Annotated in this window: 13 protein-coding genes; 10 read left to right on the plus strand and 3 right to left on the minus strand. The window is 42.1% G+C overall.

The genetic code is table 11. From position 1 onward, the window contains the following. Window positions 1–16: 16 nt before the first annotated feature. The 3 genes from tuf to ACPEEM_RS10725 all read left to right on the plus strand — a co-directional run bounded on the left by tuf (window position 17) and on the right by ACPEEM_RS10725 (window position 3,770). Window positions 17–1,201, plus strand: coding sequence for an elongation factor Tu (gene tuf / locus ACPEEM_RS10715; protein WP_424402093.1), 1,185 nt, complete (start codon window positions 17–19; stop codon window positions 1,199–1,201). 369 nt (window positions 1,202–1,570) lie between these two features. Then, window positions 1,571–2,680, plus strand: coding sequence for an aspartate-semialdehyde dehydrogenase (gene asd, locus ACPEEM_RS10720; protein ID WP_424402094.1), 1,110 nt, complete (start codon window positions 1,571–1,573; stop codon window positions 2,678–2,680). A 136-nt stretch (window positions 2,681–2,816) separates the two neighbouring features. Beyond that, on the plus strand, window positions 2,817–3,770 hold the full coding sequence (locus ACPEEM_RS10725) for an alpha/beta fold hydrolase (RefSeq protein WP_424406964.1): 954 nt from the start codon (window positions 2,817–2,819) through the stop codon (window positions 3,768–3,770). Here the strand turns inward: ACPEEM_RS10725 and ACPEEM_RS10730 are convergent. Both ACPEEM_RS10730 and ACPEEM_RS10735 read right to left on the minus strand, forming a co-directional pair. Continuing rightward, window positions 3,748–4,131, minus strand: a complete 384-nt coding sequence (locus tag ACPEEM_RS10730) for a fluoride efflux transporter CrcB (protein ID WP_424406966.1) — start codon at window positions 4,129–4,131, stop codon at window positions 3,748–3,750. The two genes, ACPEEM_RS10725 and ACPEEM_RS10730, sit on opposite strands and share 23 nt — an antisense overlap. Window positions 4,132–4,136: 5 nt before the next feature. After that, complete coding sequence (locus ACPEEM_RS10735; protein WP_424406967.1) at window positions 4,137–4,955, minus strand: Cof-type HAD-IIB family hydrolase; 819 nt, start codon at window positions 4,953–4,955, stop codon at window positions 4,137–4,139. A gap of 159 nt (window positions 4,956–5,114) precedes the next feature. Here ACPEEM_RS10735 and ACPEEM_RS10740 point away from each other — a divergent pair, with 159 nt between their 5' ends. The 7 genes from ACPEEM_RS10740 to ilvA all read left to right on the plus strand — a co-directional run bounded on the left by ACPEEM_RS10740 (window position 5,115) and on the right by ilvA (window position 12,120). After that, the gene (locus ACPEEM_RS10740; RefSeq protein WP_424402098.1) at window positions 5,115–5,237 is read left to right on the plus strand and encodes a hypothetical protein; all 123 of its coding nucleotides are present in this window, start codon (window positions 5,115–5,117) and stop codon (window positions 5,235–5,237) included. Window positions 5,238–5,336: 99 nt separating this feature from the next. Continuing rightward, complete coding sequence (gene ilvG, locus ACPEEM_RS10745; protein WP_424406969.1) at window positions 5,337–6,986, plus strand: acetolactate synthase 2 catalytic subunit; 1,650 nt, start codon at window positions 5,337–5,339, stop codon at window positions 6,984–6,986. Between the two features lie 37 nt (window positions 6,987–7,023). Next, window positions 7,024–7,248: an acetolactate synthase 2 small subunit gene (ilvM, locus tag ACPEEM_RS10750; RefSeq protein WP_424405169.1), complete on the plus strand. Its 225-nt coding sequence runs from the start codon at window positions 7,024–7,026 to the stop codon at window positions 7,246–7,248. A gap of 18 nt (window positions 7,249–7,266) precedes the next feature. After that, a complete protein-coding gene (locus ACPEEM_RS10755; protein ID WP_424406971.1) occupies window positions 7,267–7,887 on the plus strand; it encodes a hypothetical protein in 621 nt (206 codons plus the stop codon). A 14-nt stretch (window positions 7,888–7,901) separates the two neighbouring features. Then, a complete protein-coding gene (locus tag ACPEEM_RS10760; protein WP_424406973.1) occupies window positions 7,902–8,564 on the plus strand; it encodes a hypothetical protein in 663 nt (220 codons plus the stop codon). Between the two features lie 72 nt (window positions 8,565–8,636). After that, a complete protein-coding gene (gene ilvD / locus ACPEEM_RS10765; protein WP_424402102.1) occupies window positions 8,637–10,472 on the plus strand; it encodes a dihydroxy-acid dehydratase in 1,836 nt (611 codons plus the stop codon). 106 nt (window positions 10,473–10,578) lie between these two features. Continuing rightward, window positions 10,579–12,120, plus strand: coding sequence for a threonine ammonia-lyase, biosynthetic (ilvA, locus tag ACPEEM_RS10770; protein ID WP_424405175.1), 1,542 nt, complete (start codon window positions 10,579–10,581; stop codon window positions 12,118–12,120). 54 nt (window positions 12,121–12,174) lie between these two features. Here ilvA and ACPEEM_RS10775 read toward each other — a convergent pair whose 3' ends face one another. Continuing rightward, window positions 12,175–12,405: a hypothetical protein gene (locus ACPEEM_RS10775; protein ID WP_424408277.1), complete on the minus strand. Its 231-nt coding sequence runs from the start codon at window positions 12,403–12,405 to the stop codon at window positions 12,175–12,177. Between the last annotated feature and the right edge of the window lie 3 nt (window positions 12,406–12,408).

The following is a 12,408-nucleotide window of genomic DNA, read 5'->3' on the forward strand; positions in this document are numbered from 1 at the left end:
TTTAGAGGGACTCTCAATGTCTAAAGAAAAATTTGAACGTACAAAACCGCACGTAAACGTGGGTACAATCGGCCACGTTGACCATGGTAAAACAACTTTAACAGCAGCAATCACAACAGTATTAGCAAAACACTACGGCGGTGCTGCTCGTGCATTCGACCAAATCGATAACGCGCCAGAAGAAAAAGCGCGTGGTATCACCATCAACACTTCACACGTAGAATACGATACAGAAACTCGTCACTACGCACACGTTGACTGTCCGGGACACGCTGACTATGTGAAAAACATGATCACAGGTGCAGCACAAATGGACGGTGCTATCTTAGTCGTAGCGGCAACAGATGGTCCAATGCCACAAACTCGTGAACACATCCTTTTAGGTCGCCAAGTAGGTGTACCTTACATCATCGTATTCTTAAACAAATGCGACATGGTAGATGATGAAGAGTTATTAGAATTAGTTGAAATGGAAGTGCGTGAACTTCTTTCTCAATATGACTTCCCAGGTGATGACACTCCAATCGTACGTGGTTCAGCGTTACAAGCGTTAAACGGCGTGCCAGAGTGGGAAGAGAAAATTCTTGAATTAGCGAACCACTTAGACACTTACATTCCAGAGCCAGAGCGTGCAGTAGACCAACCGTTCCTTCTTCCAATCGAAGACGTGTTCTCAATTTCTGGTCGTGGTACAGTAGTAACAGGTCGTGTTGAGCGTGGTATCATCCGTACTGGTGAAGAGGTTGAAATTGTGGGTATTAAAGAAACCACAAAAACCACAGTAACGGGTGTTGAGATGTTCCGTAAATTATTAGACGAAGGTCGTGCGGGTGAGAACGTTGGTGCGTTATTACGTGGTACAAAACGTGAAGAAATCGAACGTGGTCAAGTATTAGCGAAACCAGGTTCAATCACACCACACACAGACTTTGAATCAGAAGTTTACGTATTATCAAAAGAAGAAGGTGGACGTCATACTCCATTCTTCAAAGGTTACCGTCCACAGTTCTACTTCCGTACAACTGACGTAACAGGTACAATCGAGTTACCAGAAGGCGTAGAGATGGTAATGCCAGGCGACAACATCAAGATGACAGTAAGCTTGATTCACCCAATCGCGATGGACCAAGGTTTACGCTTTGCGATTCGTGAAGGTGGTCGTACAGTAGGTGCAGGTGTTGTAGCTAAAATTATCAAATAATTTGACTTAACTTGCTAAAGAGGCGTATCGAAAGGTACGCCTTTTTTGTTTTTGGCGATAATCACTCACCTAGTTTTATGTCGCATCGTTTTGGGGGTGTAATGCCTAGTGGAACATCTGTGCTTATTCAATAAGCGAGATGATTTTCTTACGTTATCCTTTTCTGGTTATTCTTTTTTATCTGTAAACTTTTCGATTAGATTAAATAAATCGTGAAAAAAAGACACATCAATGATGAAATTCGGAATAAAAATTGAATTTGATTAATTTTTAGTGAAAAAAGCTTGATTTTATTTAGTCTATCTTGTAATTAATTAGGTTTAGTCAAACACAATTATTCACATTTATAATTTATATAAGGAAAATGTTATGCAAAACGTTGGTTTTATCGGTTGGCGTGGGATGGTCGGATCCGTATTGATGGACCGTATGCAACAAGAAAATGATTTCGCAAATATCAATCCAGTTTATTTTACCACTTCACAAGCGGGTCAAAAGGCACCGACTTTTGGAGGGAAGGACGCAGGTGAGTTGAAAGATGCCTATGATCTTGAAGCACTCCAAAAATTAGATATTATTTTGACTTGCCAAGGGGGTGATTACACAAATGAAGTGTACCCGAAATTACGTGCAGCAGGTTGGAAAGGTTATTGGATTGATGCCGCGTCTGCCTTACGCATGGAGAAAGACGCCATTATCGTCTTAGATCCTGTTAATCAAAATGTGATCAGCGAAGGCTTAAAAAATGGGATTAAAACCTATGTCGGTGGTAACTGTACTGTGAGCTTAATGTTAATGGCATTAGGCGGTTTATTCGAGCGTGATTTAGTGGAATGGGTATCTGTAGCAACTTACCAAGCCGCAAGTGGTGCAGGTGCGAAAAATATGCGTGAATTGCTCGTTCAAATGGGGCAGTTGGAAGAAAGCGTGAAAATTGATCTTGATAATCCAGCATCATCAATTTTAGACATTGAGCGTAAAGTCACTGCAAAAATGCGTGGTGATTTACCAATCGATAACTTCGGTGCACCATTGGCGGGCAGCTTAATTCCATGGATTGATAAATTATGGGACGATGGCCAAACCAAAGAGGAATGGAAAGGTTATGCGGAAACCAATAAAATTCTTGGTTTAGATGACAATCCAATTCCTGTGGATGGATTATGTGTGCGTATTGGGGCATTACGTTGCCACAGCCAAGCATTCACAATCAAAATGAAAAAAGATTTACCATTAGAGGAAATCGAGCAAATTCTTGCAAGCCACAACGAGTGGGTGAAAGTCATTCCAAATGATAAAGAAACAACCTTACGTGAGCTGACACCAACGAAAGTTACAGGTACGCTTTCTGTACCAGTCGGTCGTTTACGTAAACTCAAAATGGGGCCTGAATATTTAGCAGCATTCACAGTGGGTGACCAATTGTTATGGGGTGCGGCTGAGCCACTTCGCCGTATTTTGAAACAATTAGTCGCATAATCACGCATTTTCAAGCAAAACAGAGCAGGTCAATCCTGCTCTTTTGTTATGTGTTGGGAAATGTTGCGAGCATAGTCGCTAAGTGCATTTCATGCTAAAATGATGTTCTTTTATTGATTTGATGGCTGGTAGCACCATGATCCGTGAACCTTTTTTTACCCACTTTGCATTAGCTGAATTGCATCCATTTGCCGAGCAATTTCCGTTGCTTGATGTGCAAGGAAAAAAAGGGGTGCGGATTACTTATCGCCATTTTGTTCAAGCCAATCCTTCCGTGCGTAATTTGGTGGTTTTGGTCAATGGTCGTGCGGAAAATTTATTAAAATGGACTGAACTGGCTTATGATTTTTATCAACAAGGTTATGATGTGTTGGTGTTTGATCATCGGGGACAAGGTTATTCGCAGCGTTTATTAAAGGATCGTGAAAAAGGCTATATTGATGAATTTCGTTTTTATGCGGACGATATGGCGATTCTATTGGATAAAATAAACAGCTTGTACCAGTATGAAAATCAATATATTCTTGCCCATTCTTTGGGGGCATTGATTAGTACCTATTATCTGGCAAATTATGATCATCGCATTAAACGTGCGGTTTTTTCTGCTCCCTTTTATGGCATTCCATTACAGCATTCCTTCCGAGATGAACTGATTATTAACTTGATGATGCTATTGGGTCAAGGCACCCGTTATGTATTCGGTAAAGGGCGTTATCAGCCCGCCAATTTAGATAAAAATGATTTGAGTAATTGTCGAACAAGAATGCGTTGGATGAATCGAATTAATCGCCGTCATCCCCAAATTCATTTAGGTGGGCCGACATTTCGTTGGGTGCATGTTTGTTTTCATGCCATTAAAAAGCTACCTACCCTTTTGCCACGTATTGAAATCCCTGTGTTGATTTTACAATCAGAAAAAGAAAAGATTGTGGAAAATAAAAATTTGCGAGAATTGACCGCACTTTTACCACAGGGGGAATTGTTACAGATTGCGGATAGCAAGCATGAAATTTTGTTTGAGCGTGATGAGATTCGCAGTCCTGTCTTGGCAAAAATTCAGCACTTTTTTACTGCCAAGCACGCCAAATAAACACGCCGAGTGCGGTAAAGAATAAGCCACCGAATAGATGTAATGAGGCGATACCCATTCCTTCAAGCCATTGATGTTGCTCAATGTTTTCGATCACTTCGGCAGAAAACGCCGAAAATGTCGTGAGGCTACCTAAATATCCCGTCATCAGCAATGCTCGCCATTCAGGGGAAAATTGTGGATATTGCCAACCTATTGCCAGTATGATGCCTGCCAAAAAACAGCCGAGATAATTGGCGATTAATGTCCCAAAAGACAAAGAGCTAAACAGAGGATTGAGCAATAAGCCTAATCCCCAACGATTCAGTGCCCCTAACATGGCACCGAAGCTAATGCATATCGCATGTTGTAACAAGTTCATAGGCTTTACCGAAGACCAAATATCGCCCGTAAATAACTGGCAACCGATTCGTGAGCATTGAGACCAATGACCTCTAATTGCGGACAGGCGGATTTTAAGCGAGGATCCGCATTGCCCATGATACAGCCTTTTCCCACTTCTTTGAGCATATCCATATCGTTCATGCCGTCCCCAAAGGCAAGGCAGTCCATCATCGAATAATCTCGTTTTGCGATCACTTGGGCAAGTGCGGTGGCTTTTGAGACATTTTTATTCATCACTTCTAAAGATTGCGGTGTGGAATAGGTGATATGAGTTTGATCCGCATAATGGCTTTTTAAATACTGTTCAAGCGGTTGTAAATCTTGTGGTGATCGTCCAATAAAAAACACTTTCTCCGTTTCACGGCCGTGGTGTTTTTGGAAATCCACCACTTGGTACATAAAGCCCGAATCTTGGTGATATTGGCGTAATTGTGGGATATCAAGATTAATAAACCACTCGTCGCCTTGATAAGTGTTAAGACAAACACGACTATGGTCAAACGGGATATTCATTAGCTCAAAAGCGAGATCTTCAGGTAAATAATTTTGGCGTAAAATATTGCCTTGTAAATCTTGTACTCTTGCCCCGTTTGAGGTGATCATCACTGCTTTTTTAATATTCACTTTTTGAAAGATGGGGATTACATCAGTATGGTTACGACCTGTTGCGAATAAAATATCAACGCCTTTTTCTGCTAATTTTTGTAGGGTCTGAATCGTAAAATGTCCCACGACATGGTGGGCATTGAGCAACGTGCCATCTAAATCGGAAATCACGGCACGAAAAGGAAGTGGTTGCATAAAAAAATCCTATGAAAAAAATTGGTCTTATCATAACACAATCCAACATGCTCGTTGTAAAAATGGCTTGGCGGTTTTACGTTCACAACTTGTTGTTTTTTTGTTAAAAGATTTGCCCATTTTTGCAAAAAAAGGTTTTCACTGAAAAAAAAATATGATATGAATATAAAACACACAACAGCATACTTTCTATTTGGAATTGACATGATGGCATTACGCCCTGAACTAGGTATTATTATTAACCTCGTGGTGATTATTATCACTGCGGGGCGAGTGCGTTAATGTTTGAGTGTCGATAACCAAAGAAGATCAAATTTAACCCTCGTCTGATAGCAGATGAGGGTTTTTTGTACTTATCAAATAATTAAAAGGGCGATAAAAATGAATGGGGCAAGATTAGTAACCGAAAGTTTGAAAACTCATGGCGTAACCACCGTTTTTGGCTATCCAGGTGGGGCAATTATGCCAGTTTATGATGCACTGTATGATGCGGGCATTGAACACTTATTATGCCGTAATGAACAAGGGGCGGCGATGGCTGCCATTGGTTATGCCCGTTCCAGTGGCAAAGTGGGGGTATGTATTGCAACCTCAGGCCCGGGGGCGGCAAATCTCATTACGGGTTTGGGCGATGCGTTAATGGATTCCATTCCTGTGGTGGCGATCACTGGGCAAGTTGCCACGCCATTAATCGGGACAGATGCTTTCCAAGAAGCCGATGTACTCGGCTTATCCCTTGCCTGTACCAAGCATAGTTTTTTAGTTCAAAGTATTGATGAGCTGCCAGAGGTGATTGCCAAAGCCTTTGAAATTGCCGCAAGTGGCCGACCTGGTCCTGTTTTGGTAGACATTCCGAAAGACATTCAATTTGCCCCGACTGAGGTGGTGCCTTTTACCCGTCAGGTTTCAACACCAACTGCCCTTTCACCCGATAATCTTGCCCAAGCACTTGAGTTACTGAAACAAGCAAAACGCCCCGTGGTTTATGTTGGGGGCGGAGTTGGCATGGCAAAGGCAGTGCCAGCATTACGTGAGTTTTTATCGATTACGCAAATGCCCAGTGTTTCCACTTTAAAGGGATTGGGTGCGATTCATCCCGATACCCCTTATTACATGGGCATGATTGGTATGCATGGCACCAAAGCGGCAAATTATGCCGTACATGAGTGTGATTTATTAATTGCCTTTGGTGCTCGTTTTGATGATCGTGTTACGGGAAAACTCGACACCTTTGCCCCTTATGCGAAAGTGATTCATGCGGATATTGATATTGCCGAAATTGGTAAATTACGTCGTCCAGAGGTGGCATTGTGTGGCGATATTACACAAGCTTTCCGTGGATTAAGTATTCCATTGGAGATTGCTGAATGGCAAACTTATATCCAACAACTGAAACAACAACATGATTTTTGTTATGCCGAAAACCAAGGGGAAACCTTCATTAATCCATTATGGTTGCTCCATTCCTTATCAAAGAAAAAGCCACAAAGTGCGGTAATCACCACTGATGTGGGTCAGCACCAAATGTGGTCAGCTCAACATATGCAACATTATGCCCCTGAAAATTACATCACGTCGGCAGGTTATGGCACCATGGGATTTGGCTTACCAGCAGCGATTGGGGCGAAGAAAGCCCGTCCTGAAGATGAGGTGATCTTAATTTCTGGTGATGGCTCGATCATGATGAATATTCAAGAATTAGGCACCTTTAAACGTGGTAAAACACCTGTCAAAATCGTGTTATTAGACAATCAACGCTTGGGTATGGTGCGTCAATGGCAAGAGCTTTTTTTCAATGCCAGATTCAGCCACACGATTTTAGATGATAATCCCGATTTCGTGATGCTTGCCGCTGCCTTTGGCATTCAAGGTGAACGGATTACAAAAGGTGCGGAAGTGGATGCGGCACTTGATCGCTTATTAGCGAGCAAAGAAGCCTATTTCTTGCATGTGTGTATCTCAAGTAATGAGAATGTTTGGCCACTCGTGCCACCGAATGCTTGCAACCTTGACATGGTTGAAGAGATGTAAAGTGCGGTCTGTTTTGAAAAAATTTTAAGGAAATATTATGCAAACCTATCCATTTACCCTTGAGGTTAACCTACGCCCAGAAACCCTAGAACGTATTTTACGTGTGATTCGTCATCGTGGTTTTTATGTGGTTGCCATGCATATGACTTCAAGTGAAGAGGCGGCAAAAATCGATTTTACAGTAAAAAGTGATCGCCCCTTAAGTTTACTTACCAATCAATTAGTTAAAGTGTATGATGTGAAAGATATTCATCTGTCCTAATCAATGAGGAGTTGTGCAATGCATTTCGTCAAAAAACTGGTCATGAGTACATTAGCTGTTGCGACAAGCGGTTGTTTCAGTACGCATTACACGCCTATCGGTACTAAAACAGAATCAATTTATGCTTTTATGCTGTCTGATAATGCCATTCACGTTTTGGGTGAGCATTACGATTATCAAATTAGTGCTAACAAAACCAAAAATGCGAAAGGGCTGATTCAGTTATTGCATTCCCCTTACTATTCATCCATTAAGCAAATTGATCTCATAGAAATCAAAAAGAATGTAAAAAGCAATACCGCACAAGCCTGTTTAGACATCGACTTCGAGCCAACAAAATTTACCGAAGCACAACAAAACGATTTGAGTGACAATTATCAAGTTCGAGTAGTCCCGAAACGTGTTTATTACCCTACTTGTCTTGAAAATATTGCGTTAGTCAAAGTGGAAAATAGAGAACAGCTTTTAACCAAAAATAAATTCTCACCGCCACTAAAAACTCGTTTTGTTGAGTATAAAGAAAATACGCATTATGATTCGCAAGCTACTAAAATCGGGCTGGCTATCGCCGTCGTTGCCCCGATTTATATTGCAGGTTCAATTATTGCATTGCCTTTCACATTGTTTGATCAGCACTAAGTGGGAAGCATAAGATGTGGTACAAGACAGTTGGGTTAATCATCGGCTGTTTATTATTAAATGGCTGTTGCTTTGTTGGGAGTTGCATCCCACCAAAAATCGAGATTATCCAACAGCAAGAGGGTGTGATTCAGTCTATCGTTAAGCAAGATACCCAAGTTTATTTTGTGACAAACCAAGGCACCTATGTTTCAAAGGATACTGCGGAGTATGACGAGATAAACGCATTCCCAAAAGCGTTTTACCTTGAAGATTCATTGGTGCTCGCAGAGCAAGGTAAGCCACATCATCAAACCATCACGCACCTTATCTATTTAGATGCGATGAAAACAGGAAAAACCATTCAAATGGACGAATTTGGGCGTAAAACCCTTATTTTGAATGAACAAAAACCTTGGACTAACTTGTCTGTATGGACTTATCAAGATTTTGCAGAGGATACAATTAGCCAAAATGCTAGAGTACGTTTTCCACACGAGTTAACGGACATCGCCACCTCTCGAGCGGAGCAAAAAATACGTTTAGATAAAGACAGACCAAAACTTATCGCACTTAAAATTGTGCATTATCATGTAACGAAACGAGATTCATCGAATCAACTAACATTAACAAAAGAGAACAAAAATAAGCCGATTTCAACCTCATTTGTTGATTGGAAACCAATTCAAAATCATTAAATTAAGCGGTGAAACATGGTGGCTTTATTGGCATGCCACCATCTAACACGCAAACACAACGTTGGAGAGATTATGCCTAAATTACGTTCCGCGACCAGTACACAAGGTCGCAATATGGCGGGGGCACGTGCCTTATGGCGTGCTACGGGAATGAAAGAAAATGACTTTGGTAAACCGATTATTGCCGTGGTCAATTCCTTTACGCAATTTGTCCCTGGTCATGTACATTTAAAAGATATGGGGCAACTTGTCGCCCGTGAAATTGAAAAAGCCGGTGGCGTGGCGAAAGAATTTAATACCATTGCGGTGGATGATGGCATTGCCATGGGGCATGGTGGCATGCTCTATTCCTTACCTAGCCGTGATTTAATTGCCGATTCAGTGGAATATATGGTCAATGCACATTGTGCCGATGCGATGGTGTGTATTTCTAACTGCGATAAAATCACCCCTGGGATGCTCATGGCGGCGTTACGCCTAAATATTCCTTGTGTGTTTGTTTCTGGTGGACCCATGGAAGCAGGCAAAACCAAATTGTCTGATAAAATCATCAAACTGGATTTAGTGGATGCCATGATCCAAGGGGCAAACCCGAATGTTTCAGACGAAGATAGTGCACAAATTGAACGTTCTGCTTGCCCAACTTGTGGATCTTGCTCGGGTATGTTTACGGCTAACTCCATGAACTGTCTCACTGAAGCCTTAGGTTTAAGTTTGCCAGGGAACGGCTCTTGCTTGGCGACCCATGCTGACCGTAAACAACTGTTCCTCAATGCAGGGAAACAAGTGGTTGAACTGTGCAAACGTTATTATGAACAGGACGATGATAGCGTCTTGCCTCGTTCCATTGCGACCAAAAAAGCGTTTGAAAATGCCATGAGTTTAGATATTGCCATGGGCGGCTCAACCAATACGGTATTGCATTTATTGGCGGCGGCACAAGAAGCCGAAGTGGATTTCACCATGGCTGATATTGACCGCTTATCTCGTCAAGTGCCTTGTTTAAGTAAAGTGGCACCAAACACCCAAAAATATCACATGGAAGATGTACACCGTGCAGGTGGCATTATGGCGATTTTAGGGGAATTGGATCGTGCCCAGTTATTGCATAACGATACCCGTACTGTCCTCGGCATGAGCCTTGCGGAACAAATTGCAAAATATGATATTGTGCTAAGCAAAGATGAAGCCGTACACCAATTCTTCCGTGCAGGCCCTGCAGGGATTCGCACCACTGAAGCCTTTTCGCAAGATTGCCGTTGGGATACAGTGGACGATGATCGTGAAAACGGCTGTATTCGTAGCAAACAATTTGCCTATAGCCAAGATGGCGGGTTAGCCATGCTATCAGGTAACTTGGCTATGGACGGTTGTATCGTCAAAACGGCAGGAGTGGACGAAAGCATTTTAAAATTCACGGGCAATGCGATTGTGTTTGAAAGCCAAGAAGATGCCGTGGCGGGGATTTTAGGAGGCAAAGTGCAAGCAGGTCATGTAGTGGTGATTCGCTATGAAGGACCAAAAGGTGGACCGGGTATGCAAGAAATGCTTTATCCAACGAGTTATTTAAAATCCATGGGTTTAGGTAAAGCCTGTGCTTTATTAACAGATGGGCGTTTCTCAGGCGGCACATCAGGATTATCCATTGGGCATTGCTCCCCTGAAGCCGCAGCAGGGGGATTAATTGGATTAGTGAAAGACGGCGATAAAATTGAAATTGATATTCCAAACCGTTCCATTCAGCTTTGTGTCGCAGAAGAGGAACTTGCCCAACGCCGTGTGGAACAAGATAAACTGGGTTGGCAACCTGTCAACCGTCAACGTGAAGTGTCCTTTGCCTTAAAAGTGTATGGGCATTTTGCTACCTCGGCAGACAAAGGTGCGGTGAGGGATAAAACGAAAATTTAACTTATTAAGCCGTGTGGGCAACATTGCCCACCGTTTTCTCATTGATCGGTTTATTACGGCTTTTTCTTGCTTGAGCAATAAAATTAAAAAATAACGGACAACGTCTATGGTCAATAACTTTCATTCAACTCACCCAACGGGTGCAGAATACCTCAGAGCGGTGCTGAGCTCCAAAGTCTATGAAGTGGCACAAGTCACCCCCCTTCAAGATATGCCAAAATTGTCTGAACGTTTAGGCAATAAAGTGTTTATCAAACGTGAAGACCGTCAACCCGTACACAGCTTCAAATTGCGTGGAGCCTATGCCATGATCGCAGGCTTAAATGCAGAACAAAAAGCGTCGGGGGTGATTGCCGCCTCCGCAGGCAATCATGCTCAAGGCGTGGCATTATCGGCGAAACAGCTTGGTTTGCGTGCTTTAATCGTCATGCCACAAAATACCCCAAGCATTAAAGTGGATGCCGTACGAGGATTTGGCGGGGAAGTCTTATTACATGGTGCGAATTTTGATGAAGCCAAAGCTAAAGCCATTGAACTGGCAGAAAGTAAAAATATGACCTTCATTCCCCCTTTTGATCACCCAGCGGTCATTGCAGGTCAAGGCTCATTGGCGATGGAGTTATTGCAACAAAACAGCCAAATTGACCGCATTTTTGTGCCTGTTGGGGGAGGCGGCTTAGCGGCAGGGATTGCGGTGTTAATCAAACAATTAATTCCAGAAATTAAAGTGATTGGCGTAGAATCGAAGGATTCCGCTTGTTTATATTATGCCTTAAAAGCGGGCAAACCCGTGGATTTAGATCGTGTTGGCTTATTTGCTGATGGGGTGGCTGTGAAACGGATTGGTGATGAAACCTTCCGTGTTTGTCAGCAATATATTGACGATGTGGTCTTGGTGGACAGCGATGAAATTTGTGCCGCAGTCAAAGATATTTTTGAAAATGTGCGTGCCATTGCTGAACCCTCTGGTGCCTTATCGCTAGCAGGGTTAAAAAAATATGTCAAAGAGCACAATATTCAAGGGGAAACCTTGGTTAATGTGTTATCGGGTGCAAATTTAAATTTCCACACCTTACGCTATGTTTCAGAACGTTGTGAAATTGGTGAACAGCATGAAGCCCTGCTGGCGGTGACCATTCCTGAACAACCAGGAAGCTTCTTAAAATTCTGCCATATTTTAGGTCATGTGCCTGTGACCGAGTTTAAATACCGCTATGCCGATGACAAACAAGCGTGCATTTTCGTGGGGGTACGCATTACAGGTGAAGAAGAAAAACAAAGCATTATCAATCAGCTACAACAAAATGGGTATGATTTAATAGATTTATCCAATGATGATATTGCCAAAACGCACATTCGCTACATGATTGGTGGACGTTCAAATAGCTCGTTGAAAGAACGCTTATATAACTTTGAATTTCCAGAACAAAAAGGTGCCTTGTTAAAATTCCTTGAAACACTTGGACAAACCCATTGGAATATTTCCGTCTTCCACTATCGTGCCCACGGTGCAGACTATGGCAACGTCCTAGCGGGTTTTCAACTAGATGATAAAGATCTCGACGCCTTCCATCAGCACTTGGAAAAACTGGGCTATGTCTATCAAGATGTTACCGAAAGCCCTGCATATCGTTATTTTTTAGTGTGATTTAATGAAAAATACCCAAGTTTTTAAAGCGTTAAACTTAGGTATTTTTTCAATCTATTTTACAGAAATATCAGGATAAAATCCTTTTCCCCAAATTGCTTTCGGATTATTCATCATGACTTGTAAAATAATGGGAATAACAGTGCTCAGAATTTTACAGGCATCCGTCAGGTGAGATCGATTTGCCGAGCTATTCAAGGTTGTATCATCGTGCAAAATTTGATTTCTCAAAGTGTATAAAAGGTCAAAAACGATCACCAGAATTACAGGGGTATCTTTCATCATTAA

Origin of the sequence: Pasteurella pantherarum (assembly GCF_049670885.1) — a bacterium.
GTDB lineage: Bacteria > Pseudomonadota > Gammaproteobacteria > Enterobacterales > Pasteurellaceae > Pasteurella.

What these genes read in the sequence shown, in the direction of transcription:
- tuf (WP_424402093.1), top strand. Translation starts at nt 17, where the DNA reads ATGTCTAAAGAAAAATTTGAACGTACAAAACCGCACGTAAACGTGGGT.
- asd (WP_424402094.1), top strand. Translation starts at nt 1,571, where the DNA reads ATGCAAAACGTTGGTTTTATCGGTTGGCGTGGGATGGTCGGATCCGTA.
- ACPEEM_RS10725 (WP_424406964.1), top strand. Translation starts at nt 2,817, where the DNA reads ATGATCCGTGAACCTTTTTTTACCCACTTTGCATTAGCTGAATTGCAT.
- ACPEEM_RS10730 (WP_424406966.1), bottom strand. Translation starts at nt 4,131, where the DNA reads ATGAACTTGTTACAACATGCGATATGCATTAGCTTCGGTGCCATGTTA.
- ACPEEM_RS10735 (WP_424406967.1), bottom strand. Translation starts at nt 4,955, where the DNA reads ATGCAACCACTTCCTTTTCGTGCCGTGATTTCCGATTTAGATGGCACG.
- ACPEEM_RS10740 (WP_424402098.1), top strand. Translation starts at nt 5,115, where the DNA reads ATGAATATAAAACACACAACAGCATACTTTCTATTTGGAATTGACATG.
- ilvG (WP_424406969.1), top strand. Translation starts at nt 5,337, where the DNA reads ATGAATGGGGCAAGATTAGTAACCGAAAGTTTGAAAACTCATGGCGTA.
- ilvM (WP_424405169.1), top strand. Translation starts at nt 7,024, where the DNA reads ATGCAAACCTATCCATTTACCCTTGAGGTTAACCTACGCCCAGAAACC.
- ACPEEM_RS10755 (WP_424406971.1), top strand. Translation starts at nt 7,267, where the DNA reads ATGCATTTCGTCAAAAAACTGGTCATGAGTACATTAGCTGTTGCGACA.
- ACPEEM_RS10760 (WP_424406973.1), top strand. Translation starts at nt 7,902, where the DNA reads ATGTGGTACAAGACAGTTGGGTTAATCATCGGCTGTTTATTATTAAAT.
- ilvD (WP_424402102.1), top strand. Translation starts at nt 8,637, where the DNA reads ATGCCTAAATTACGTTCCGCGACCAGTACACAAGGTCGCAATATGGCG.
- ilvA (WP_424405175.1), top strand. Translation starts at nt 10,579, where the DNA reads ATGGTCAATAACTTTCATTCAACTCACCCAACGGGTGCAGAATACCTC.
- ACPEEM_RS10775 (WP_424408277.1), bottom strand. Translation starts at nt 12,405, where the DNA reads ATGATGAAAGATACCCCTGTAATTCTGGTGATCGTTTTTGACCTTTTA.